We start from the raw sequence: 24598 nt of genomic DNA on the forward strand, positions 1-24598 counted from the left end.
GCACCCGCAGCACCCAGCGACCCGTACCACCCGCCGACGCCGAGAGGAGGCCACCATGTCCGAGCGCGACGCCGCGTCCCGGCACACCCCGGTGCTCCTGCAGCGCTGCCTGGACCTGCTCGGCCCGGCGCTCGCCGAGCCCGGCTCGGTCATGGTGGACGCGACGCTGGGCATGGGCGGGCACACCGAGGGCGTCCTCGCGGCGTTCGAGCACGTGCGGGTGATCGGCGTCGACCGCGACCCCGAGGCGCTGCGGCTCGCGTCGCAGCGGCTGGAGCGGTTCGGCGACCGGTTCACCCCCGTGCACGCCGTCTACGACGAGATCCCCGAGGTGCTCGAGCGCCTGGGCCTGCCCGGTGTGCAGGGCGTGCTGATGGACCTGGGCGTGTCCTCGCTGCAGCTCGACGAGGCCGAGCGCGGCTTCTCCTACGCGCAGGACGCCCCGCTGGACATGCGGATGGACCCGACCAGGGGCCGGACCGCCGCCGAGGTGCTCAACACCTACGACGAGGCCGACCTGACCCGGGTGCTCCGCGAGTACGGCGAGGAGCGGTTCGCCGGCCGGATCGCCCGCCGCATCGTGCAGGCCCGGCAGAAGTCGCCGATCGAGCGGTCGTCGGAGCTGGTCGACCTGGTGCGCGCGGGCATCCCCGCCGCGGCGCGGCAGACCGGCGGCAACCCGGCCAAGCGCACGTTCCAGGCCCTGCGGATCGAGGTGAACGACGAGCTCGCGGTGCTGGAGCGCGCCGTGCCCGCGGCCGTGGAGTCGCTCGTGGTCGGCGGCCGCATCGTCGTCGAGGCGTACCAGTCGCTGGAGGACCGCCTGGTGAAGCGCGCGTTCGCCGCGGGCGCCGAGATCAGCGCACCGCCCGGGCTCCCGGTGGTGCCGGACGCGGACGAGCCGTACCTGCGCCTGCTGATCCGGGGCGCCGAGGAGGCCGACGCCGCCGAGCTCGCCCGCAACCCGCGGTCGCAGTCCGTGCGGCTGCGCGCCGCCGAGCGGCTCCGCCCGACCCCCGAGCACCGGCGGCCCGGCCGGGCCGACGACAGCCCGCGGCGCGGCGGCCCCCGCCCCGCCCGCACCCCCCGCAGCACCCCGACCCACGGACCGAGGAGAACCGCATGAGCGCCGAGCAGGCCGCACCGCGGGTGTCGGCACCGCGCGTCCGCCGCCCGTCCTCTCCTGCGAACCCGTCCGGCCCCGCGAGCCCGGCCACCGCGCCGGCGCGCCCGCGGCTCCGGCTGGTCCGCCCGCCGGCGCAGGAGCGCACCCACGTGCCGTTCGTCGTCACCTGCATGGCGATCCTCGCGGCGGCGCTGCTCGCGGCGCTGCTGCTCAACACCCAGCTGGCCGCCGGTTCGTACGCGACCCGCAACCTGGACGTGCAGCTCGCCGAGCTCGCGCGGAGCAAGCAGGCGCTCTCGGCCGAGATCGACGCGAACAAGGCACCCGCCCGGCTGGCCGAGGCCGCGACGGGCCTCGGCATGCAGCCCGCCGGGTCCACGGCGTGGCTGCGGCTGTCCGACGGCACGGTCCAGGGCGGGTCGGGAGCGGGCCAGTGAGCACGCCGACGCGGCGCACCGCTGCCCCGGCGCGTCCGGTGCGCGCTGTCGCGCGGCCCGGCCAGGTGCGCGCCGGCGGCGTGCCCACGCAGCGCGGCCCGCGCGGTCCCCGGGGCCCGCGCCCCGGTGGTCCGGGCGTCGCGCAGCTGAACCGCCGCCGGGCCGTGCTGGTCGTGGTGGTGGCGCTGCTGCTCACCGTGTTCTCCGGGCGCCTGCTGTGGCTCCAGGGCGTCGAGGGTGACGCGATCGCGGCGGAGGCGCTCCAGGACCGGCTGAGCACGGCGCAGCTCGTCGCGGCCCGCGGCCAGATCACCGACTCCCAGGGCGAGGTCCTGGCGACCTCGGTCGACCGGTACGACATCGTCGTGAACCAGAAGCAGATCGACACGTTCTCCAGCAAGGTGGACGGCACGGTGTACTCCGGGGCCGCCGGGGCGGCGCAGCTGCTCGCCCCGCTGCTCGAGGTGAACGCGGCCGAGCTCGGCGCGAAGCTGGACGGCGACTCCGGCTACCGGTACGTCGCCAAGGGCGTGCTGCCCGAGGTCTGGCAGGCGGTCCGCGAGCTGCGGATCAACGGCATCACCGGCGAGCAGGTCGCGGAGCGGACGTACCCGAACGGGGACCTCGCGGGCAACGTGCTCGGCTGGGTCAACGGCGAGGGTGAGGGCGCCCAGGGCATCGAGGCGATGCTCGACGCCGAGCTCTCCGGCACCCCCGGCAGCACGACGTACGAGCGCGGCCGGGGCGGCCAGCAGATCCCGGGCGGCTTCCAGGAGTCGACGTCCGCGACCGACGGCCGCAGCGTGCAGCTGACCCTCAACGCGGACCTGCAGTGGAAGGCCGAGCAGGCCATCGCGGCGCAGGTGGCGGCGACCGGCTCGGACTCCGGCTCGATCGTCGCGATCGCGCCGAAGACCGGCGAGATCCTCGCGATCGCGGAGTCGACCCGGGTGGACCCGAACAACCCGGGTGCGACCACCGACCTGCTGGGCGGCTCACGGGCGGTGTCCGACGTCTTCGAGCCCGGGTCCACGGCCAAGGTCATCACGATGGCCGCGGCCATCGAGACCGGCGTGACCGACCCCCTCCAGCAGTTCGAGGTGCCCTACCAGTACACGACGTCGAACAACCAGACGTTCAAGGACTCCCACGAGCACGCCGGCGAGCGGCTGACCACGACCGGCATCCTCGCCCAGTCGTCGAACACGGGCACCGTGATGATCGGGCAGAACATCCCGCAGCAGGTCCGGTACGACTACCTGGCCAAGTTCGGCTTCGGCAAGAAGACGGGCCTGGAGATGCCGGGGGAGTCCGCCGGCCTGCTGCACCCGGCGGAGCGGTGGGACGGCCGGTCCAAGTACGCGGTGCTGTTCGGCCAGGCGGTGTCGGTGACGGCCGTCCAGGCGACCGACGTGTTCGCGATCATCGCCAACGACGGCGTCCGGGTGGCTCCGCACCTGGTGAAGGGCTGGACGGAGCCGGACGGCACGTACACCCCCGCCGCGCCCGCCGAGACGACCCAGGTCGTCTCCAAGGAGACCGCCGACACCGTGCTCACGATGATGGAGAGCGCCGTCGACGAGGGCACCGGCTCGACGGCCGCGATCCCGGGCTACCGGGTGGCGGGCAAGACGGGTACGGCGCAGGCCTGGGCCGCCGACGGCACCCAGGGCATCACGGCGTCGTTCATCGGCGTCGCGCCCGCGGACGACCCCGAGATCGCGCTCAGCGTCGTGCTGCACAACCCGCGGACGTCGGAGTGGGGCGGCACCGTGGCCGGCCCCGTGTTCTCCGACGTGGCCGGGTACGCCCTGACCGAGCTCGGCGTGGCCCCCAGCGGGACCCAGCCGCAGCTGTTCCCGACGCACTGGTGACGGCGGTGCGGCACGCCCTGCGCACCGCGCGCCCGGACGCTCCGGTCGCGGGGGGCGTCGCGCTGCGCGGTAGATTCTCCCTATGACGTCCCCGCAGGGCCGGCTGCGCCCGGAGCACCCCCACCGACGCCGGGTCGCCGACCTCGCCGACGCGTTCGGCCTCGTCAGCGCCGGTTCGCCGGTCCCGACGGACCTCGGCACCACCGGCATCACGGTCGCCAGCGGCGACGCCGCCCCGGGGGACGTGTTCGTCGCCGTGCCCGGTGCCCGGACGCACGGGGCGGCCCACGCCCCGCAGGCGGTCGCCGCGGGCGCCGTGGCGGTCGTCACGGACGCGGACGGCGCGCGGCTGCTCGCCGACGCCGGGTCCGTGACCGTCCCCGTGCTCGTGACCGACGACCCGCGCGCCGTCGCGGGCCCGCTCGCCGCGTGGCTGCACGACCACCCCGGCCGCCGGGTCACGACCGTCGGCGTCACGGGGACCAACGGCAAGACCACCACGTCGTACTTCGTCGACGCCGCGCTGAACCGGGTGCACGACCGCACGGTCGTCATGGGCACCGTCGAGCTGCGGATCGGCGACGAGGCGATCGAGAGCCCGCGCACCACCGTCGAGGCCCCCGTCGTGCAGTCGATGCTGTCCCTCGGCCTCGAGCGCGGGGCGACGGCCGCCGTCATGGAGGTGTCCTCGCACGCGCTGGCGCTCGGCCGGATGAACGGCCTGGAGCTCGACGTGGCGGGGTTCACCAACCTGCAGCGCGACCACCTGGACTTCCACGGCGACATGGAGGGCTACTTCGCCGCGAAGGCCCTGCTGTTCCGCCCGGGCCACGCCCGCCGCGGCGTCGTCGTGGTGGACGACGAGTGGGGCCGCCGGATGGCCGCCGAGGCCGGGATCCCGGTCGAGACCGTCGCCACCCACGTCGGGGCGCCCGAGGGCGAGACGGCCGACTGGGCGGTCACCGCCGCCGACGTCGGCCTGGACGGCGTCGGGTCCTCCTTCACGCTGCGCGGCCCGGACGGCACCGAGCACCGCGCCGCCAGCCCGCTGCCCGGCCTGGTCAACGTGTCCAACGCCGCCCTCGCCGTCGTGCTCGCGTTCCGCGCCGGCGTGCCGCTGGACGTCGCGATCGACGCCGTCGGCACGGCGCACGAGATCCCGGGGCGGATGGAGCGCGTCCTCGAGCGGCGGGACGCGACGCCCGAGGTGCCCGGCCGGCCGCTGTGCCTGGTCGACTACGCGCACACCCCGGACGCGCTGGTCCTGGCCCTGGAGGCCGTGCGCCCGATCACGCCGGGCCGGCTGGTCATCGTGTTCGGGTCCGACGGCGACCGCGACCAGGGCAAGCGCCCGATCATGGGCGCGATCGCCGCGCGCCTCGCCGACGTGCTCGTCGTCACCGACGAGAACCCGCGCTCGGAGGACCCCGCGGCCATCCGGGCCGCCATCCTGCAGGGGGTGCGCGACGAGCGCCCCGACCTGGCCGACGTGCACGAGGCGACCAGCCGCACGCAGGCCGTCCACGACGCCCTCGACCTCGCCACGGAGCTGGACACCATCATCATCACCGGCAAGGGCCACGAGCCGACCCAGGAGATCGCCGGGGTCTTCCACCGGTACAACGACCGCGACGTGCTGCGGGCGGCCGACGCCGCCCGGACGGCCCGCGGGGCGCAGGAGCAGCACGCGTGATCGCGATGACGGCGGCGCAGGTGGCGGCCGCGACCGGGGGCCGGCTGTGCCCGGAGGACCTGGACCCGGCGACCGTGGTCACCGGCCCGGTGGTGGTCGACTCGCGGCAGGTCGAGCACGGCTCGCTGTTCGTGGCGCTGCCCGGGGAGCAGGTCGACGGGCACGACTTCGCCGGTGCGGCGGTGCGCGCGGGCGCGAGCCTGGTGCTCGCCGCGCGCCCGGTCACCCAGGAGCGCCCCGGCGGGCCGGTCGAGCTGCCGGCGGTCGTGGTCGACGACGTCGAGAAGGCGCTGGGCGACCTCGCCCGCGCGGTCCTGGCCCAGCTGCGCGAGGCCGCCGTCGAGCCCGGCGGCACCGACCTGCGCGTCATCGGCGTGACCGGCTCGGTCGGCAAGACCACCACCAAGGACCTGCTGGCGCAGCTCTGCGCGGCCGACGGGCCCACCGTCGCGCCGGTCAAGTCCTTCAACAACGAGATCGGGCTGCCGCTCACCGTGCTCCGCGCGGACGAGCAGACCCGGTACCTCGTGCTCGAGATGGGCGCGTCCGGGATCGGGCACCTCACCTACCTCACCGGGATCGCGGCGCCCGACGTGGCCGTCGTCCTCGTGGTCGGGCACGCGCACCTCGAGGGCTTCGGCGGCATCGAGGCCGTCGCCCGGGCCAAGGCCGAGCTGGTCGCGGGCCTGGCCCCGGGCGGGGTCGCCGTGCTCAACGCCGACGACGACCGCGTGCTCGCCATGGCGGCGCAGGCGCCCGGACCCGTCGCGACGTTCGGCACGACGACCGGCGCCGACGTGCGCGCGGTCGACCTGCGGGTGGACCGCGCGGGCCGCGCCGCGTTCACCCTCGACGCCGGCCCCGTGCCGCCCGTCGAGGGGGACGCGCCGGGGGAGCGCCGCCGCGCCGAGGTGACGCTGCGGCTGGTGGGCGAGCACCACGTGCACAACGCGCTGGCCGCCGCGGCCGCCGCGCTGGCCGTCGGCCTGCCGCTGGAGGACGTCGCCGCGGGCCTGTCGGCCGCCGACGCGCTCAGCCCGCACCGGATGCACGTCGTGGAGCGCGCGGACGGCATCACCGTCGTCGACGACTCGTACAACGCCAACCCGGACTCGATGCGGGCCGCGCTGCGCGCCCTGGCCGTCCTGGCCGGGCGCGAGCGCCGGTCGGTCGCGGTGCTCGGCGAGATGATGGAGCTCGGTGCCGACTCCCGCACCGAGCACGAGGCGATCGGCCTGCAGGTCGTGCGGCTCAACGTCGGCCTCACCGTCGTGGTGGGGGAGGGCGCGCTCGGCATCTTCGCCGGCGCGCAGCGCGAGGGGTCCTGGGGCGACGAGGTGGTCATGGTCGACGACGTGGACGCCGCTGCGGCCTTCCTCGAGGGTGCGCTGCGCCCGGGCGACGTCGTGCTGGTGAAGTCCTCGAACGACGCCGGCCTGTGGCGCCTCGGCGACCTCCTCACCGACGGCGCGCCGGCGGAGGTGCGCCCGTGATCTCCGTCCTCGTCGCCGGTGGCGTCGCGATGGTGGTGGCGCTGCTCGCCACCCCGCTGTTCATCAACTTCCTGGTCACCAAGCAGTACGGCCAGTTCATCCGCCAGGACGGCCCGACCGCGCACTACACCAAGCGCGGCACGCCGACGATGGGCGGCGTCGTCATCATCGGGGCCACGCTGATCGGCTTCGCGGTCGCGGCGCTGGTCACCGGTAACCTGCCGAGCGCGTCCGCGCTGCTCGTGCTGTTCCTGATGACCGGGCTGGGCGTCGTCGGGTTCCTCGACGACTTCATCAAGATCTCCCGGCAGCGCAGCCTCGGGCTGTCGGCCCGGTGGAAGATCGTCGGGCAGGGCCTCGTCGGCATCACGTTCGCGGTGCTCGCGCTGCGGTTCCCCGACGCGACCATGCGCACCCCGGCGTCGACCAAGATCTCGTTCATCCGGGACACCAACCTGGACCTGGCGTTCGCCGGGGCGACCGTGGGCGCGATCCTGTTCGTGATCTGGGCCAACTTCCTCATCACGGCGTGGTCCAACGCGGTCAACCTGACCGACGGGCTCGACGGCCTGGCCACCGGGTCCTCGCTGATCGTGTTCGGCGCCTACGTGATCGTCTGCGTCTGGCAGTTCAACCAGCGGTGCGCGCTCACCGCCGGCGCCCGGTGCTACGCCACCCGCGACCCCCTGGACATGGCGGTGGTCGCCGCGGCGGTGACCGGCGCCTGCTTCGGGTTCCTGTGGTGGAACGCCAGCCCGGCGAAGATCTTCATGGGCGACACCGGCTCGCTGGCCCTCGGCGGCGCGCTCGCCGGCATGTCGATCGTGACCCGCACCGAGGTGCTGGCGGCGATCATCGGCGGCCTGTTCGTCATCATCGTGCTGTCGGACGTCATCCAGATCGGCTTCTTCAAGATGACGAAGAAGCGGGTGTTCAAGATGGCGCCGCTGCACCACCACTTCGAGCTCTCGGGGTGGGGCGAGGTCACCATCGTGATCCGGTTCTGGCTGATCGCCGGGCTGTTCGTGGCGCTCGGCATCGGCATCTTCTACGCGGAGTGGGTGACAGGCTGACGTGACGGGCACCGACGACCTCACGCGGGACGGGCTCGCGTCGGCGCGGGTCGTCGTCGCGGGCCTCGGCGTCAGCGGCCGGGCCGCGCGCGACGTGCTGACCGGGCTCGGTGCCCGGGTCACGACCGTGGACGACCGCGCCGACGACGCCGACCGGACCGTCGACGCCTTCCTGGAGGCCGACGGGCTCGCCGCCCCCGCACGCGCCGACGTCGTCGTGGCGTCCCCGGGCTGGCCGCCGTCGCACCCGCTGCTCGTCGCGGCGCGGGACGCGGGCGTGCCGGTGTGGTCCGAGGTCGAGCTCGCGTGGCGGCTCCGGGTGGACCGGGACTCCGGGGACGGGCCCGCGCCGTGGCTGGCGGTCACCGGCACCAACGGCAAGACGACCACGGTCGAGATGCTCGCCTCGGTGCTGCGGGCAGCCGGCCGGCGCACCGCCGCGGTGGGCAACGTCGGCACGCCGGTCGTGCTGGCCGCGACCGACCCGGCGCTCGACGTGCTGGCGGTCGAGCTGTCCAGCTTCCAGCTGCACCACACGGAGTCGATGGCCGCCCAGGCCGCCGTCGTGCTGAACGTCGCCGCCGACCACCTGGACTGGCACGGCTCGCTCGACGCCTACGCCGCGGACAAGGGCCGGGTGTACGCCGGGGTCGAGGTCGCGTGCGTCTACAACACGGCCGACCCGACGACCGAGCACCTGGTGCGCGAGGCGGACGTCGCCGACGGCGCGGTCGCCGTCGGCATCACGCTCGGGGCGCCGTCGGTCGGCCAGGTCGGGCTGGTGGACCGCGTGCTGGTCGACCGCGGGTTCGCCGCGCTGCGGCACACGCACGCCGCCGAGCTCGCCACGTTCGACGACCTCGAGCACCTGGCCGGCCCGGACGGGCTGGCGCCGCACGTGGTGCAGGACGCGCTCGCCGCCGGGGCGCTCGCCCTGGCGCACGGCGTGCCGCCCCAGGCGGTGCGGGACGGGCTGCGCGCGTACCGGCCCGGTGCGCACCGCATCGCCACGGTCGCCGAGGTGGACGGCGTGCGCTGGGTCGACGACTCCAAGGCCACCAACGCGCACGCCGCGGCCGCCGCGCTGGCCGCGTTCGAGGCGGGCAGCGTCGTGTGGATCGCCGGCGGGCTGGCCAAGGGCGCCTCGTTCGACGGCCTCGTCGCGAGCCGGGCGGACCGGCTGCACGCCGTGGTGCTGATCGGCGTCGACGCCGCTCCGTTGGCGGACGCGCTCGCCCGACACGCGCCGGACGTCCCCGTCGTCCGCGTCGATCCCGGTGACACTGGGTCGGTGATGACCCGCGCCGTGACCGAGGCCCGCCGCCTGGCGGCCGCCCGCGCGACGGCCGCCCCCGGTCGCACCACGGTCCTGCTGGCGCCGGCGTGCGCCTCGATGGACCAGTTCGACTCGTACGCCGCGCGGGGTGACGCGTTCGCCGCCGAGGTCCGCGCCCTGCACCCGAGGGGGTGACGACGGCGCCGATGGCCACGACGACCGCACCGCCGGCACCCGGCACCGCGCCGCGCGCCCCCTCCCGCCTCGGGCAGTGGAACAGCGCCGTGACGAGCTACTACCTGCTCGTCGGCGCCAGCATGCTGCTGCTCGTCATCGGTCTGGTGATGGTGCTGTCGTCCTCGTCCGTGGAGTCGCTCGCCAGCGGCGACTCGCCGTACGCGGTGTTCTTCAGCCAGGCGCAGTTCGCCGTGATCGGCCTGCCGCTCATGTGGCTGGCCTCCCGGATCCGTCCCGGTGTGTACAAGCGGATGGCGTGGCCGCTGCTCGCGGTGGGCGTGTTCGCGCAGCTGCTGGTGTACACGCCGCTCGGCCGCGGCAAGGGCGGCAACCAGGGGTGGATCTTCATCGGCGGGTTCTCCGCGCAGCCGTCCGAGGCGCTCAAGCTCGCGCTGGTGGTCTGGCTCGGCATGATCCTGGTGCGCAAGCAGCCGCTCTTCGACGACTGGAAGCACGCGGCCGTGCCCGCGATCCCGGTCGCCGGCGGCGCCGTCGGGCTCGTGCTGCTCGGGCACGACCTGGGCACGGCGATGATCATGCTGCTGCTGGTGGCCGGTGCGCTGTTCGTCGCCGGCGTCCCCATGCGGATCTTCGCCGGGGCCGGCGTCCTGGCCGCGATCGGCGTGGCCGCGCTGGCCGTCACGAGCTCCAACCGCGTCGGCCGGATCATGGACTGGTTCAGCGGCGACTGCGACCCCACCGCCGGGTGCTACCAGACCAAGCACGGCATGCAGGCCCTGGCCACCGGGGGCTGGGCCGGCCTCGGCCTCGGGCAGAGCCGCGAGAAGTGGTCCTACCTGCCCGAGGCGCACAACGACTTCATCTTCGCCATCATCGGCGAGGAGCTCGGCCTGATCGGCACGCTGCTCGTACTGGCGCTGTTCGGCGTGCTGGCGTTCGCGATGTTCCGGGTGATCGCCCGGCACCGCGACCCGTTCGCGCAGATCGTCACCGGCGGCGTCGCGGCGTGGATCATCGGCCAGGCGCTGGTGAACATGGGCGTGGTCGTGGGCCTGCTGCCCGTGATCGGCGTGCCGCTGCCGCTGGTCTCCGCCGGCGGCTCGGCGCTGATCACGACGCTGGTCGCGCTCGGCGTGGTGGTCTCGTTCGCCCGGACCGAACCCGGGGCGGCCGAGGCGCTGGCCGCCCGCCCCAGCGTCGTGCGCCGGTCCCTCGCCGTGATCGGCCGGACCCGTGCCTGACCCGTCCCACCTGCTCGACCCGAGGCGCGCGCCCGCCCCGCGCCGCCGCCCCTGAACCGGAGGACCCCCGTGACCGCAGCCGACGACCCGACCGTCGCCCCGGACCAGGAGGCCCCCGAGGCCCGGCCCCGTGCGGTCCTGCTCGCCGGCGGCGGCACCGCGGGGCACGTGAACCCGCTGCTCGCCGTCGCGGAGGAGCTGCGCGAGCGCGACCCCGCGCTCCGCCTCGCCGTGCTGGGGACGGCCGAGGGGCTGGAGTCCCGGCTGGTGCCGGAGCGCGGGTTCGAGATGTTCGTGGTGCCCAAGGTGCCGCTGCCGCGCCGCCCGACGCCGGACTGGTTCCGGCTGCCGCGGCTGCTGCGTGCGGCGATCGACGCGGCGGGCGCGGCCATCGACGAGACGGGCGCGGGCGCCGTGGTCGGCTTCGGCGGTTACGTGTCGACGCCGGCGTACCTGGCGGCGCGGTCCCGCGGGATCCCGGTCGTGGTGCACGAGCAGAACGCGCGCCCCGGCCTGGCCAACCGCCTCGGCGCGCGCAGCGCGACCCACGTGGCCGTGACGTTCCCCGGCACGCGGCTGCCGCGCGCGCAGGTGACCGGGCTGCCGCTGCGCCCCGAGATCGCGCGGCTGGTCGCCGAGCGCGCCGCCGACGCCGGGGCGACCCGGCGCCGCGCCGCCGCGGAGCTGGGCTTCGACCCCGAGCGCGTCACGCTGCTGGTCACCGGCGGCTCGCTGGGCGCCGTCTCCGTCAACCGCGCGGTCGCCGCGCAGGCGCGCGCGGTCCTGGCCACGGGCGCCGAGGTGCTGCACCTGACCGGGACGGGCAAGGCCGAGGAGGTCCGGGCCGCCGTGCGTGGTGTGCCCGGCGCCGAGCGCTACCACGTGCGCGAGTACCTGGGGGAGATGGAGCAGGCGCTGGCCGTCGCGGACGTCGTGCTGTGCCGCTCCGGCGCGGGCACCGTCGGCGAGCTCGCAGCCCTCGGCATCCCCGCCGTGTACGTCCCGCTGCCCGTCGGCAACGGCGAGCAGCGGCTGAACGCGCAGCCGGTCGTCGCCGAGGGCGGCGGGCTGCTGGTGGCGGACGAGGAGCTGACGCCCGCGTGGATCGGCGCGCACCTGCTGCCGCTGCTGGCACCCGGCGCGGCGGAGGAGCGCCGGGCGATGGGCGAGGCGGCCGCGCGCGTCGGGGTGCCGGACGCGGCGGGCCGGGTCGCGGACCTGGTCGTCGAGGCGCTGGCCGAGGGCGAGCGCCGTGCCGCCGAGGCCGCACGCCTGGCCGCGGAGCGCGCCGAGGCCGAGCGCGCCGAGGCCGAGCGCACCGAGGCCGACCGCGTCGCGGCCGAGCAGGCGGCGGCGCAGCGCGCGGAGGCCGGGGCCGAGCACGAGCAGGCCGAGCCCGCCGGCTCCGGACCCGCCGCGGCAGCCGGCGCGGCCGCGGGTGCGACGGCGCCCACCCCGTCCGTGCCCGACGCGTCCGGGGTGCCGCAGCCGGGCGCGGGCGGCGCGCACGGCCTCGAGGACCTGGGCCGGGTGCACCTGGTCGGGGTCGGCGGCGCCGGGATGTCCGCCGTCGCCGGGCTGCTGGCCGGCCGGGGGCTGACGGTGTCCGGCTCGGACGCCCACGAGGGTCCCGCGCTGGCCGGGCTCCGCGCCGCCGGGGTGACGGTGCACGTGGGGCACGACGCCGCGCACGTCGACGACGTCGACACCGTGGTGCTGTCCAGCGCCATCCGGGACACGAACCCGGAGCTGGTGCGAGCACGCGAGCGCGGGCTGCCCGTGCTGCACCGCTCGGACGCGCTCGCCGCGCTGATGGCGGGCCGGATCGGGATCGCCGTGGCCGGCGCGCACGGGAAGACCACCACCTCCACCATGGTCGCCACCGCGCTGGCGGCCGCCGGGCGGGACGACGCCGTGCTCGACCCGTCGTACGCCATCGGCGGCACCGTGCTGACGGCGGACGGCCCCACGCCGGGCTACCGCACCGGTGCCGGCGAGGTGTTCGTCGCCGAGGCCGACGAGTCGGACGGCTCGTTCCTGGCCTACGCGCCGGCGGTGGCGGTCGTGACCAACGTCGAGCCCGACCACCTGGACCACTACGGCAGCGCCGAGGCGTTCGAGGCCGCCTTCGAGCAGTTCGCGGACCGCGTGCTGGACGGCGGTGCGCTCGTGGCGTGCCTGGACGACGCCGGTGCCGCCCGCCTCGTCGCGTCCGTCGGGGACCGGCTGACGCGACGCGGCGTCCGCGTGCTGACCTACGGCTCCGACACGGCCATCGGCGAGCTGGGCCCGGACCTGGTGCTCGGCCCGGTGCGGGCGACGGGCGGCGCGTGGCAGGTCACCCTGACGTCCCGGTCCGCCGAGGTGCCCGGTGCGGACCTGACGCTGGCCGTGCCCGGAGACCACAACGCCGCCAACGCCGCGGCCGCCTACCTGGCGGCGTGGGCCGTCGGTGCCGACCCGGCCGCCGTCGCCGCGGGGCTCGGCGAGTTCCGGGGGACCGGCCGCCGGTTCGAGGAGCGCGGCACCGCCGCCGGCGTCCGCGTCGTCGACGACTACGCGCACCACCCCACGGAGGTCGCGGCGCTGCTGCGCACCGCCCGCGGCGTGGCCGGGGACGGCGCGGTGCACGTGCTGTTCCAGCCGCACCTGTACTCGCGGACCCGCACGTTCGCCGCCGAGTTCGGCGCGGCGCTCGACCTGGCGGACACCGTCGTCGTCACCGACGTCTACGCCGCCCGCGAGGACCTCGACCCCGAGATCACCGGCGACACCGTCGTGCAGCGCGTGCCCACGCCGGGCCGCGCCCGGTTCGTGGCGGACCGGCACGCGGCGGCCCGGGCGGTCGCGGCGGCCGCGGCTCCCGGCGACCTCGTGCTGACCGTGGGCGCGGGCGACGTCACCCAGCTCGGTGCCGAGGTGCTGGCCGCGCTGGCCGGCGAGGGCGGGGCGGAGCCCGCGTGACGCCCCAGCGCCCGCGCCCGCCGCAGCCGGGCGCACCGCGACCGGCCGGGCCGCCGCGTCCCGCCGCTCCCCGCCCCGCCCCCGCGCGGACGCGGGGTCCCGCCACGCCCGCGCCCGGGTCCCCGGGCGCCGGGTCGCCCGGTGCCGGCGCGCCGCGGACGACCTCGCGTCCCGGCGCCGGCGCACGCACGGGCGGGTCGGGTGGCACGACCGGCACGACCGGCAGGACCGGGGCGGGCGCCGACGGCACCGCGCCGACGCGCGCGGTGCGGGCGGCGACGGGCGCGCCCGTCGCCCCCGTCCGCACCGCCGAGCAGCCCGCCGCCCCGGGACGCCGGTCCTCCGGCTCCGGCCTCCTCGCGCCCCGCACCGGGGCGTTCCCGGTGCGTCCGCCCGTGGTCAGCCAGGGCTCCGCGGCACGGTTCGCCGAGCGCGCGCGTGCCCGCCGCCGGCTGGCGTGGCGGCAGATCCTGGTCGTCACCGGCTCGGTCCTGGCCGCCGCAGCGCTGGCGTGGCTGCTGCTGCTGTCACCCGCGCTCGCGCTGGACGCGGAGCAGGTCCGCGTCACGGGTGCGGGCACCGTCGTGGCGGTGGACCAGGTGGCCGCCGTGGTGGACACCGAGGCGGGGACCCCCCTGACCCGGCTCGACACCGCCGGCCTGCGGCAGCGGATCCTCGACGTGCCCGGCGTGCGCGACGTCACCGTGACCCGCGACTGGCCGCACGGTCTGACGGTGCAGCTCGTGTCGCGCGAGCCGGTGGCGGCCGTCCCCGAGGCGGCGGACGTGGCCGGCACCGCCGACGGTGCCGCGCCCGACGCCGCCGACGACGGGGCGGCCGGTGCCGAGCCCGCGGGCCCGGGCTTCGCCCTGGTCGACGAGGAGGGCGTCAAGGTCGGCCGGTCGGACACCCCGCCCGAGGGGCTGCCGGTCGTCGAGGTGCCGGTGGGCGAGGCGCGCATCCTCGCGGCCGCCCTGGGCGTGCTCGAGCAGCTGCCGCCGGACCTGCTGGCGGCGATCGGGCAGGTGTCGGCCGGGACGCAGGACACCGTGCGGTTCACGCTGCGCGACGGGGCCACGGTCGAGTGGGGGAGCGCCCACGAGTCGGCCCTCAAGGTGGCCGTGCTGCAGGCCCTGCGCGCGGCTCCCGAGACCGCGGCGTCGACGCGGTTCGACGTGTCGGCGCCGACCATGCCCGTCGTCGGGTGATCCCGGCGACACCCCGGGCGACACGCGCGCACCGGTCGTTGTACGACCTCGGTGCGCGACATACCGTCACACCTAGACAGAACTGACATAACTATAACCCTCTAGTTGAGGGTGAAGGTTCGTCGACAGCGCAACGAGAGGCACCCACCGTGGCAGCTCCGCAGAACTACCTGGCGGTCATCAAGGTCGTCGGCATCGGTGGCGGCGGCGTCAACGCCGTGAACCGCATGATCGAGGTCGGCCTCAAGGGTGTCGAGTTCATCGCCATCAACACCGACGCCCAGGCCCTGCTCATGTCCGACGCCGACGTCAAGCTCGACGTCGGCCGCGAGCTCACCCGGGGGCTCGGCGCCGGCGCCGACCCCGAGGTCGGCAAGAAGGCCGCCGAGGACCACGCGGAGGAGATCGAGGACGTCCTGCGGGGCGCCGACATGGTCTTCGTCACCGCGGGCGAGGGCGGCGGCACCGGCACCGGCGGCGCGCCCGTCGTGGCGCGGATCGCCCGGTCGCTCGGCGCCCTGACCATCGGCGTGGTGACGCGCCCGTTCACGTTCGAGGGCCGCCGCCGCACCGTGCAGGCCGACTCGGGCATCGAGGCGCTGCGTGCCGAGGTCGACACGCTGATCGTCATCCCGAACGACCGCCTGCTGTCGATCTCCGACCGCTCCGTGTCCGTGCTCGACGCGTTCCGCTCGGCCGACCAGGTGCTGCTCTCGGGTGTCCAGGGCATCACCGACCTGATCACCACGCCGGGCCTGATCAACCTCGACTTCGCCGACGTGAAGTCCGTGATGCAGGGAGCCGGCTCGGCGCTGATGGGCATCGGCTCGGCCCGCGGGGAGGACCGCGCGGTGCAGGCGGCCGAGCTCGCGATCTCCTCGCCGCTGCTCGAGGCCAGCATCGACGGCGCGCACGGCGTGCTGCTGTCCATCCAGGGCGGCTCGGACCTCGGTCTGTTCGAGATCAACGAGGCCGCGCGCCTCGTGCAGGAGGCCGCGCACCCGGAGGCCAACATCATCTTCGGTGCGGTCATCGACGACGCCCTGGGCGACGAGGTCCGCGTGACCGTCATCGCCGCGGGCTTCGACAGCGGGTCGCCGACGGTCCACCGCGACGCGCGCGGCCTCGGCCAGGTCGGCGCCGGCGCGCCCGCGCGGACCCCCGCCGCGATCCCGCCGTCGGCCGCGGTCCCCACCACGACCGCCGCGCACGCGACGATCCCGCCGCGCCCGGTCGGCCCCGACGAGGAGCAGCGCCGGCAGGCGTCGGACGTCCCGGCGTTCCTCAGCCCGGAGCAGGCGGGCACCAGCCAGCTCGAGGTCCCGCGGATCTTCGAGGAGGAGGTCGCGCGCCGCAAGGACGACGACCTCGACGTGCCCGACTTCCTCAAGTAGGCCGCGTGCCGGTCCCCGTCCTCGAGGTCGACCTCGGCCCGGGCGTCCGCGCCGGGTTCACCACCCGCGCGGGCGGCGTCAGCGCCCCGCCCTGGGACGAGCTCGACCTCGGGCTGCACGTCGGCGACGACCCGGCGCACGTGCGCGAGAACCGGGCACGGGTCGCGGCGTGGGCGGGCACCCCGCTGGCCTGGGCGACGCAGGTGCACGGCACCGCGGTGCACGTGCTCGGCGGCGGCGACCCGGGAGACACCGTCGGCGACGCCGACGCCCTGGTGACGGACCGGCGGGGGACCGGCGTCGGCGTGCTCGTGGCGGACTGCGTGCCCGTGCTGCTCGCCGACGCCCGGGCCGGCGTGGTCGGCGCGGTGCACGCCGGGCGGCGCGGGCTGGTCGCCGGGGTGCTGCAGGCGACGCTGGCGTCGATGGTGGCCCGGGGCGCCGACCCGTCACGGGTGCGCGCGGCCGTCGGGCCCGCGATCAGCGGGGCGCGGTACGAGGTGCCGGCGCCGATGCAGCGCGAGGTGGTGGCGGTCGTGCCCGAGACGGCGTGCCGCACCGACGCGGGGACGCCCGGCCTGGACCTGCCGGCCGGTGCCGCGGCGGTGCTGCGGCGCGCCGGGGTGGGGCACGTGCACGTCACGGGGTGGTGCACCGACTCCGACGACCGGTTCTTCTCGCACCGGCGCGCGCAGCGGGCGGGGACGACCACCGGCCGGTCGGCGGGGATCGTGTCCCTCGCCGGCCCCTGATATGTCGCCGGAGAACTGGGTGCGATGTGCACCCGACACGCCGCGTGTCGGAACCTCGTGGCACGTCAGCGCATTGCTAGCGTGATCGCGCGAGACATTTGAGCAATGCGGATGGAGTGATCGCGATGGCCGGAGCGCTGCGCAAGACCATGCTGTACCTCGGCCTTGCCGACGACCGGGGCGAGCACGACCAGTACGTCGACGAGTACGACGAGCCGGAGGCGACGGTGGGACAGGACTACGAGGCCGAGGTCACGCCGCTGCACCGCACGCCGGCGGCCGCGCCCGCCGAGCGTCCGGCCGCGCCCGCGCCCCGCCACGACGGCGAGGTGCGGCGGATCACGACGATCCACCCGCGCTCGTACAACGACGCGCGCAAGATCGGCGAGGCGTTCCGCGAGAACACCCCGGTCATCATGAACCTGTCGGACATGGACGACGCGGACGCGAAGCGCCTGGTCGACTTCGCCGCGGGTCTGATCTTCGGCCTGCACGGCGCCATCGAGCGCGTGACCAACAAGGTGTTCCTGCTCTCGCCGTCCTCGGTCGAGATCACGGGCGACGGCCGCGCGCCGGAGGCGTCCCGTGCCGGCTTCTTCAACCAGAGCTGACGAGGACAGGGGAGACTGGGCGGCGTGACTCTCGTCCTCGACCTGCTCCGCGTCGTCGTCCTCCTGTTCATCCTGGTGCTGCTCGTGCGCCTGGTCCTCGACTGGGTGCAGTACTTCGCCCGCGAGTGGCGCCCCCGCGGCGTCGCGCTCGTGGTGGCGGAGGTCACCTACTCGGTGACGGACCCGCCGCTGCGTGCGCTGCGCCGGCTGATCCCGCCGCTGACCCTGGGTTCCGTGCGCCTCGACCTGGCGTTCCTGGTGCTCATGCTCGGCTGCTCCTTCCTGCTCTCCCTGCTCGGCTGGCTCGGCGCATGACGCGCCCGTCCGAGCAGATCGCCGGCCCGGTGGCCGGTCACGAAACGGGCCCCGCGTGGCGGGTCGCGTGCACATCCCGGAATGTCCGCTACGGTGGCCCGAGGTGGTCGGCGGACTGCCACCGGCTCGACCCAGTACGACCGAAGAGGTGACGACGATGGCACTGCTGACAGCAGACGACGTCCTGAACAAGAAGTTCCAGGCGACCAAGTTCCGCGAGGGGTACGACCAGGACGAGGTCGACGACTTCCTCGACGAGGTCGTGAACACCCTCCGGGAGACCCAGAACGAGAACGAGGAGCTGAAGGCCAAGCTCGCCGCGGCGGAGCGGCGGATCGCCGAGCTCAGCCGCCAGGGCGCGCAGGCCGCTCCGGCCCCGAAGCCCGAGGCCGAGAAGCCGGCGCCCGCGCCGACCCCGGCCCCCGCCGCCGTGCAGGCCGCGCCGGCCCCGGCGCCCGCCCCCGTCGTCAGCGCCCCGGTGGCGCCGCAGCGGCAGAGCGAGCCCGAGTCCGCGACCGGCATGCTCGCCCTGGCGCAGAAGCTGCACGACGACTACGTGCGCAGCGGCCAGGAGGAGGGCGACCGCATCGTCAACGAGGCCAAGGGCCAGGCGCAGCGCATCGTCCGCGAGGCCGAGGAGACCTCGGCCCGCACGCTCAGCGAGCTCGAGCAGGAGCGCTCGATCCTCGAGCGCAAGATCGACGAGCTCCGGGTGTTCGAGCGGGACTACCGCACGCGCCTCAAGAGCTACCTCGAGAACCTGCTCGGGGACCTGGACAACCGGGCCAGCGCGCTCCCGCAGCGCGGCGCCCAGGGTGCGACGCCGGCCGGCGACCGCATCTGACCCGGCGCGCCGGCCCGGCCGGCGCACCGATCGTCCGTCACCCACGACACACCACGCCCGGAGCTCGGGCGTGGTGTGTTGTGCGTCCAGGCGGCGGGCGCATAGTCTCTGCGGACTCATCTGAGGAAAGAGGACCGACGTGGCCATCAACGACTCGCTCGACGCGCCCGCCGCGCGCGCGCTGCCCGACCTCTCGGACGCGGCCACCCGGTTCCCGGTCCGCGCCGGCGAGGATCCCTGGACCGAGCAGGAGGTCCAGGAGATCGCCGCCGAGCTCGTCGCCGAGATCGACCGCCTGACCTCCGAGCTCGCCGCCGCCGACCAGGAGCTCTCGGAGCTGCTGCGCAACTCGGGCGACGGGGCCGGCGACGACCAGGCCGACTCCGGCTCCAGCGCCCTGGAGCGCGAGCACGAGCTCACCCTCGTGAACAACACGCGCGACATGCTGGAGCAGACCACCCGCGCGCTGGCGCGCATCGAGGCCGGCACGTTCGGCCGGTGCGACTCCTGCGGCGAGGCGATCGGCAAGGCGCGCGTGCAGGCGTTCCCGCGGGCGACGCTCTGCGTCTCGTGCAAGCAGCGCGAGGAGCGCCGCTGAACCTGCGCCGCACCGACGACGCACCCGACGACCCCCGCGCGAGCCGCTCGCACGGGGGTCGTCGCGCGCCCGGGGCCCGGGGACACCGGTGCGCTGCGTAGACTCCTGCGCGATGTCCGCCACCTCCGGCTCCGCGCCCGACGCCCCGCGTCCCGCCGGCGAGCCCGCGCCCGCACCCGTTCCCGCAGTCAGTGCCGACGGCGCACGCAGCTCCGACCGCGCCGGGAGCACCGTCGCCCCGACCGCAGGGCCGGGCCGCCGGCGCCTCGTCGCCGGGCTGGTCGCGCTCGCCGCGATCGTCCTGGTCCTGGACCAGGTGACCAAGGCGTGGGCGCTGGCCTCGCTCGACGAGGGCGTGCGGCACCCGGTGCTCGGGGACCTGCTCGGCATCCAGCTGCTGTTCAACCCCGGCGCCGCCCTCGGGCTGGCCACCGGCACCACGTGGCTGCTCACCATCGTCGCGATCGTGGTCGTGGTGGTGATCGTGCGCGTCTCCCGCCGGCTGGGTTCGCGCGGCTGGGCGGTCGCGCTCGGCCTGCTGCTCGGCGGGGCGCTCGGCAACCTGACCGACCGGATGATCCGCGAGCCCGGGGTCGCCCGCGGCCACGTCATCGACTTCATCGCGTACGGCGACCTGTTCGTGGGCAACGTCGCGGACATCGCGATCGTCGTGGCGGCGGGCCTGCTCATGATCCTCTCGCTGCGCGGCGTCCGCCTGGACGGCACGCGCGAGGGTGCCGTCGACGCCGGGGGCACCGACGTCGCCGACCCCGCGGCACCCGCGGCCGAGCCCGGCGCGCCGGCGCCGGCGGCCGACGCCGACGACGTGGCCGGCGCGGACGCTCCGGTGCGCGGGACGGAGCGCCGCGATGGCTGACGTCCGCACCCTGCCCGTCCCCGACGCCCTGGCGGGCGAGCGGGTCGACGCCGCGCTGTCCCGGATGCTCGGGCTGTCGCGCACCCGCGCCGCCGAGCTCGCCGAGGGCGGGTTCGTGCACGTCGACGGGGTCGCGGTGGGCAAGTCGGCGCGGTTGCTGCCCGACTCCTGGCTCGAGGTCGAGATGCCGGCTCCCGAGGCGGTGCGGCCCATCACCTCCGAGGACGACGTCCCCGCGCTGCGGGTGGCCTACGAGGACGACGACGTGGTGGTCGTGGACAAGCCGGTCGGCGTGGCCGCGCACCCGTCGCCGGGCTGGACCGGTCCGACCGTGGTCGGGGTGCTGGCCGCCCGGGGCTACCGGATCTCGACCTCCGGCGCGGCCGAGCGGCAGGGCGTCGTGCACCGGCTGGACGTCGGCACCTCGGGCCTGATGGTCGTCGCCAAGAGCGAGCACGCCTACACCGAGCTCAAGCGCGCCTTCAAGGAGCGCACCGTCGACAAGATCTACCACGCGCTCGCGCAGGGCCACCCGGACCCGACGACGGGCACCATCGACGCCCCCATCGGCCGGCACCCCGGCTCGGACTGGAAGTTCGCGGTGGTCGCCGACGGCAAGCCCTCCGTCACGCACTACGAGGTCCTCGAGATGCTTCCGGCCGCGTCGCTGGTCGAGGTGCACCTGGAGACCGGGCGGACGCACCAGATCCGGGTGCACATGGCGGCGCTGCGGCACCCGCTGGTGGGCGACCTGACCTACGGGGCCGACCCCGCCCTCGCGGAGCGCGTCGGGCTGTCCCGGCAGTGGCTGCACGCGATGCGGCTCGGCTTCGCGCACCCCGCCGACGGCCGCCGGCTCGAGGTCACCAGCGAGTACCCGGCGGACCTCGCGCGGGCGCTCGAGACGCTGCAGGACGGGTACCGCTGACCCGTCCGGTGTGACGTCCGGCGGCCCCCGCACGGCTCCGCTGTGTCGGCGCCGGGGTGTCGGAGGCGGCGCCTAGGATGGCGGGCATGGCTTCATCGGGCTCCGACTTCGTCCACCTGCACGTCCACTCCGAGTACTCGATGCTGGACGGTGCGGCGCGGGTCGGGGAGATGCTGGCGGAGGCCCAGCGGCTGGGTCAGTCGGCGATGGCCATCACGGACCACGGCTACCTGTTCGGCGCCTTCGACTTCTACTCGCAGGCCCGCAAGCTCGGGATCAAGCCGATCATCGGCGTCGAGGCCTACGTCACCCCGGGCACCAGCCGGTTCGACCAGACGCGCGTCCGCTGGGGCGAGGCGCACCAGGCGTCCGACGACGTCTCCGCGCGCGGTGCGTACACCCACATGACGCTGCTGTCCCGGACCACCGAGGGCATGCACAACCTGTTCCGGCTGGGGTCGCTGGCGTCCCTGGACGGCCAGATGGGCAAGTGGCCGCGCATGGACCGCGAGCTGCTGCAGACGTACAGCGAGGGCCTGATCGCGACGTCCGGCTGCCCGTCCAGCGAGGTGCAGACCCGCTTGCGCCTCGGGCACTGGGACGAGGCCGTCCGCGCCGCGGGCGAGCTGCAGGACGTGTTCGGCAAGGAGAACTTCTTCGTCGAGGTCATGGACCACGGCCTGGAGATCGAGCGCCGCACGATCAAGGACCTGATCCGGCTGTCGGAGACGATCGGCGCGCCGCTGGTCGCCACCAACGACCTGCACTACACGACCAAGGACGACGCGCACGCGCACGAGGTGCTGCTGGCCGTGCAGTCCGGCTCCACTCTGGACGAGCCCACGTACGACCAGGGCGGCTCGCGGTTCGCGTTCGGCGGCGACGGCTACTACGTCAAGTCGGCGGAGGAGATGCGCCGCACGTGGGCCGAGCTGCCCGAGGCGTGCGACAACACCCTGCTGATCGCCGAGCGGTGCGAGGTCGAGTTCCCGACCGGCGCCAACTACATGCCGCGGTTCCCCGTCCCCGACGGCGAGGACGAGAACTCGTGGTTCGTCAAGGAGGTCGAGCGCGGCCTGCAGAAGCGGTACCACGGGCAGGTCCCGGACGACGTGCGCAAGCAGGCCGAGTACGAGACCGGCGTCATCGTCCAGCTCGGGTTCTCCGGCTACTTCCTCGTGGTCGCCGACTTCATCCAGTGGGCCAAGGACCAGGGCATCCGGGTCGGCCCGGGGCGCGGCTCCGCCGCCGGCTCGATGGCGTCGTACGCCATGGGCATCACGGAGCTGGACCCGCTGCGGCACGGCTTGATCTTCGAGCGGTTCCTCAACCCCGAGCGCGTGTCCTGGCCCGACGTCGACGTCGACTTCGACGAGCGCCGGCGCGGCGAGGTCATCCGGTACGTCACCGAGAAGTACGGCGACGACCGGGTGGCGCAGATCGTCACCTACGGCACGATCAAGGCCAAGCAGGCGCTCAAGGACTCCTCGCGCGTGCTCGGCATGCCGTTCGCGATGGGCGACAAGCTGACCAAGGCGATGCCGCCCGCCGTGATGGGCAAGGACATCCCGCTGTCGGGCATGTACGACCCCGAGCACCCGCGGTACGCCGAGGCCGAGGAGTTCCGCCAGGTCGTCGCCGCGGACCCGGAGGCGCAGCGCGTCCTGGAGACCGCCCGCGGCCTGGAGAACCTCAAGCGCCAGTGGGGCGTGCACGCCGCCGGCGTCATCATGTCCAGCGAGCCGCTGATCGACATCATCCCGATCATGAAGCGGCCGCAGGACGGCGCCGTCATCACGCAGTTCGACTACCCGACGTCCGAGGGCCTCGGCCTGATCAAGATGGACTTCCTGGGGCTGCGCAACCTGACGATCCTCGACGACGCGCTGCGCAACATCGTCATGAACGGCAAGCCGCAGATCGAGCTCGACGACATCGAGCTCGACGACCGGCCCACCTACGAGCTGCTCGGCCGGGGCGACACCCTCGGCGTCTTCCAGCTCGACGGCGGCCCGATGCGCGCCCTGCTGCGCCAGATGCGCCCCGACAACTTCGAGGACATCTCCGCCGTCATCGCCCTGTACCGGCCGGGGCCGATGGGCATGAACTCGCACACCAACTACGCGCTGCGCAAGAACGGCCTGCAGCCGAACACGCCGATCCACCCGGAGCTCGAGGAGCCGCTCGCCGAGGTGCTCGACGGCACCTACGGCCTCATCGTGTACCAGGAGCAGGTGCAGAAGGCCGCGCAGGTGCTGGCCGGCTACTCGCTCGGCCAGGCCGACCTGCTGCGCCGCGCGATGGGCAAGAAGAAGAAGGAGATCCTCGACAAGGAGTTCGTGCCCTTCGAGGCGGGCATGAAGGAGCGCGGCTACTCGACGGCCGCGATCAAGGCGGTCTGGGACACGCTCGTGCCGTTCGCCGGCTACGCGTTCAACAAGGCGCACTCCGCCGGCTACGGCGTGGTGTCGTACTGGACGGCCTACCTCAAGGCGAACTACCCGACCGAGTACATGGCCGGTCTGCTGACCTCGGTCGGCGACGACAAGGACAAGTCCGCGCTGTACCTCGGCGAGTGCCGCCGCATGGGCATCACGGTGCTGCCGCCGGACGTCAACTCGTCCTCCGCGCTGTTCACGGCGGTCGGCGACGACATCCGGTTCGGCCTCACCGCGGTGCGCAACGTCGGCGCGAACGTCGTCGACGCCATCGTGCGGACCCGCGAGGAGAAGGGCGACTTCACGTCGTTCACCGACTTCCTCGACAAGGTGCCGGCCGTCGTCTGCAACAAGCGCACCATCGAGTCGCTGATCAAGGCCGGTGCGTTCGACTCGCTCGGCCACGCCCGCCGCGCCCTGCTGCTGGTGCACGAGCAGGCCGTCGAGTCCGTCATCGGGGTCAAGCGCAAGGAGGCGGAGGGGCAGTTCGACCTGTTCGCCGACCTCGGCGGCGACGACGGTCCCGGCTTCTCCGTGCAGGTGCCGGACGTGCCGGACTGGGACAAGAAGCAGCGCCTGCAGTTCGAGCGCGAGATGCTCGGCCTGTACGTGTCCGACCACCCGCTGTCGGGCCTGGAGCACGTGCTGTCCGCCGCCGCCGACGTGTCGATCGCGACGCTGAACGCCGACGAGGCGCGTCCCGACGGGTCGACCGTGGTCGTCTCCGGCCTGGTCACGTCGCTGCAGCGCAAGATGTCCAAGCAGGGCAACCCGTGGGCCGCCGTCACGCTGGAGGACATGGAGGGCTCCGTCGAGATCATGTTCTTCGGCGAGACCTACCTGGCCTACTCCACCGTGCTGGCGGAGGACGCCGTCATCGTCGTCCGCGGCCGGGTGCGACGTCGCGACGACGCCATGCAGCTGCAGGCCATGGAGGTGTCGCTGCCGGACCTGTCGGCCGTCGCCGACGCGCCCGTCGTCGTGACCCTGCCCGAGTCCCGGTGCATCCCGCCGGTCGTCGAGCGGCTGCGCGAGGTCATCTCGACGCACCCCGGCATCGTCGAGCTGCACCTGCGGGTGACCCGGCCCGGTGGGCGGACCACCGTGCTCCGGGCGGGGGAGGCCCTGCGCGTCGAGCGGTCGCCGTCGCTGTACGGGGACCTCAAGGCGCTGCTGGGCCCGGGCTGCCTGGTCTCCGCGCAGTCCCCGATCCCGGTGTAGCCCGCGCCGTCTCGGTGCCCGCCGGCACCCCCGCGCG

Annotated in this window: 19 protein-coding genes; all 19 read left to right on the plus strand. The window is 74.9% G+C overall.

Translation table 11 applies throughout. The annotated features are described in order from the left end of the window. Nucleotides 1-55 precede the first annotated feature (55 nt). The 19 genes from rsmH (at nucleotide 56) to dnaE (ending at nucleotide 24561) form a co-directional block, all read left to right on the plus strand. Complete coding sequence (gene rsmH / locus AC1050_RS15725) at nucleotides 56-1126, plus strand: 16S rRNA (cytosine(1402)-N(4))-methyltransferase RsmH (RefSeq protein ID WP_482388339.1); 1071 nt, start codon at nucleotides 56-58, stop codon at nucleotides 1124-1126. Then, nucleotides 1123-1563, plus strand: coding sequence for a cell division protein FtsL (gene ftsL / locus AC1050_RS15730; RefSeq protein WP_482388340.1), 441 nt, complete (start codon nucleotides 1123-1125; stop codon nucleotides 1561-1563). The genes rsmH and ftsL overlap by 4 nt, the downstream gene beginning before the upstream one ends. After that, nucleotides 1560-3437: a peptidoglycan D,D-transpeptidase FtsI family protein gene (locus tag AC1050_RS15735; protein WP_482388341.1), complete on the plus strand. Its 1878-nt coding sequence runs from the start codon at nucleotides 1560-1562 to the stop codon at nucleotides 3435-3437. The genes ftsL and AC1050_RS15735 overlap by 4 nt, the downstream gene beginning before the upstream one ends. Nucleotides 3438-3519: 82 nt before the next feature. Then, a complete protein-coding gene (locus AC1050_RS15740) occupies nucleotides 3520-5130 on the plus strand; it encodes a UDP-N-acetylmuramoyl-L-alanyl-D-glutamate--2,6-diaminopimelate ligase (protein ID WP_482388342.1) in 1611 nt (536 codons plus the stop codon). Then, nucleotides 5127-6623, plus strand: coding sequence for a UDP-N-acetylmuramoyl-tripeptide--D-alanyl-D-alanine ligase (locus AC1050_RS15745; protein ID WP_482388343.1), 1497 nt, complete (start codon nucleotides 5127-5129; stop codon nucleotides 6621-6623). The genes AC1050_RS15740 and AC1050_RS15745 overlap by 4 nt, the downstream gene beginning before the upstream one ends. Next, nucleotides 6620-7696, plus strand: a complete 1077-nt coding sequence (mraY, locus tag AC1050_RS15750) for a phospho-N-acetylmuramoyl-pentapeptide-transferase (RefSeq protein WP_482388344.1) — start codon at nucleotides 6620-6622, stop codon at nucleotides 7694-7696. The genes AC1050_RS15745 and mraY overlap by 4 nt, the downstream gene beginning before the upstream one ends. A gap of 1 nt (nucleotide 7697) precedes the next feature. After that, nucleotides 7698-9167, plus strand: coding sequence for a UDP-N-acetylmuramoyl-L-alanine--D-glutamate ligase (murD, locus tag AC1050_RS15755; RefSeq protein WP_482388345.1), 1470 nt, complete (start codon nucleotides 7698-7700; stop codon nucleotides 9165-9167). 11 nt (nucleotides 9168-9178) lie between these two features. Then, complete coding sequence (ftsW, locus tag AC1050_RS15760; protein WP_482388346.1) at nucleotides 9179-10411, plus strand: putative lipid II flippase FtsW; 1233 nt, start codon at nucleotides 9179-9181, stop codon at nucleotides 10409-10411. A 69-nt stretch (nucleotides 10412-10480) separates the two neighbouring features. Further along, nucleotides 10481-13375, plus strand: coding sequence for a UDP-N-acetylmuramate--L-alanine ligase (gene murC, locus AC1050_RS15765; protein ID WP_482388347.1), 2895 nt, complete (start codon nucleotides 10481-10483; stop codon nucleotides 13373-13375). Between the two features lie 266 nt (nucleotides 13376-13641). Next, nucleotides 13642-14583: a cell division protein FtsQ/DivIB gene (locus AC1050_RS15770; protein ID WP_482388348.1), complete on the plus strand. Its 942-nt coding sequence runs from the start codon at nucleotides 13642-13644 to the stop codon at nucleotides 14581-14583. A 149-nt stretch (nucleotides 14584-14732) separates the two neighbouring features. Continuing rightward, a complete protein-coding gene (gene ftsZ / locus AC1050_RS15775; RefSeq protein ID WP_482388349.1) occupies nucleotides 14733-15977 on the plus strand; it encodes a cell division protein FtsZ in 1245 nt (414 codons plus the stop codon). 5 nt (nucleotides 15978-15982) lie between these two features. Continuing rightward, nucleotides 15983-16729 (plus strand): peptidoglycan editing factor PgeF, encoded by a 747-nt coding sequence (gene pgeF / locus AC1050_RS15780; RefSeq protein WP_482388350.1) that lies wholly within the window; start codon nucleotides 15983-15985, stop codon nucleotides 16727-16729. 125 nt (nucleotides 16730-16854) lie between these two features. Further along, nucleotides 16855-17340 carry a cell division protein SepF gene (locus AC1050_RS15785; RefSeq protein ID WP_482388351.1) on the plus strand — a complete coding sequence of 162 codons (486 nt, stop codon included), beginning with the start codon at nucleotides 16855-16857 and terminating at the stop codon, nucleotides 17338-17340. 24 nt (nucleotides 17341-17364) lie between these two features. After that, complete coding sequence (locus AC1050_RS15790) at nucleotides 17365-17655, plus strand: YggT family protein (RefSeq protein ID WP_482388352.1); 291 nt, start codon at nucleotides 17365-17367, stop codon at nucleotides 17653-17655. A 157-nt stretch (nucleotides 17656-17812) separates the two neighbouring features. Next, nucleotides 17813-18499 (plus strand): DivIVA domain-containing protein, encoded by a 687-nt coding sequence (locus AC1050_RS15795; protein WP_482388353.1) that lies wholly within the window; start codon nucleotides 17813-17815, stop codon nucleotides 18497-18499. 145 nt (nucleotides 18500-18644) lie between these two features. After that, nucleotides 18645-19097: a TraR/DksA family transcriptional regulator gene (locus AC1050_RS15800; RefSeq protein WP_482388411.1), complete on the plus strand. Its 453-nt coding sequence runs from the start codon at nucleotides 18645-18647 to the stop codon at nucleotides 19095-19097. A 112-nt stretch (nucleotides 19098-19209) separates the two neighbouring features. Continuing rightward, entirely contained in the window at nucleotides 19210-19974 is a 765-nt protein-coding gene (locus AC1050_RS15805) for a signal peptidase II (protein WP_482388354.1), read from the plus strand. Continuing rightward, on the plus strand, nucleotides 19967-20902 hold the full coding sequence (locus AC1050_RS15810) for an RluA family pseudouridine synthase (protein WP_482388355.1): 936 nt from the start codon (nucleotides 19967-19969) through the stop codon (nucleotides 20900-20902). The genes AC1050_RS15805 and AC1050_RS15810 overlap by 8 nt, the downstream gene beginning before the upstream one ends. Before the next feature lie 86 nt (nucleotides 20903-20988). After that, nucleotides 20989-24561, plus strand: coding sequence for a DNA polymerase III subunit alpha (gene dnaE, locus AC1050_RS15815; RefSeq protein ID WP_482388356.1), 3573 nt, complete (start codon nucleotides 20989-20991; stop codon nucleotides 24559-24561). The last annotated feature ends 37 nt before the right edge of the window (nucleotides 24562-24598 follow it).

The organism is Cellulomonas sp. NEAU-ZC6 (assembly GCF_056844425.1).

Coding starts and splice junctions, on each gene's coding strand:
- rsmH (WP_482388339.1), top strand. CDS start 56: ATGTCCGAGCGCGACGCCGCGTCCCGGCACACCCCGGTGCTCCTGCAG.
- ftsL (WP_482388340.1), top strand. CDS start 1,123: ATGAGCGCCGAGCAGGCCGCACCGCGGGTGTCGGCACCGCGCGTCCGC.
- AC1050_RS15740 (WP_482388342.1), top strand. CDS start 3,520: ATGACGTCCCCGCAGGGCCGGCTGCGCCCGGAGCACCCCCACCGACGC.
- ftsW (WP_482388346.1), top strand. CDS start 9,179: ATGGCCACGACGACCGCACCGCCGGCACCCGGCACCGCGCCGCGCGCC.
- AC1050_RS15785 (WP_482388351.1), top strand. CDS start 16,855: ATGGCCGGAGCGCTGCGCAAGACCATGCTGTACCTCGGCCTTGCCGAC.
- AC1050_RS15795 (WP_482388353.1), top strand. CDS start 17,813: ATGGCACTGCTGACAGCAGACGACGTCCTGAACAAGAAGTTCCAGGCG.
- AC1050_RS15805 (WP_482388354.1), top strand. CDS start 19,210: ATGTCCGCCACCTCCGGCTCCGCGCCCGACGCCCCGCGTCCCGCCGGC.
- AC1050_RS15810 (WP_482388355.1), top strand. CDS start 19,967: ATGGCTGACGTCCGCACCCTGCCCGTCCCCGACGCCCTGGCGGGCGAG.
- dnaE (WP_482388356.1), top strand. CDS start 20,989: ATGGCTTCATCGGGCTCCGACTTCGTCCACCTGCACGTCCACTCCGAG.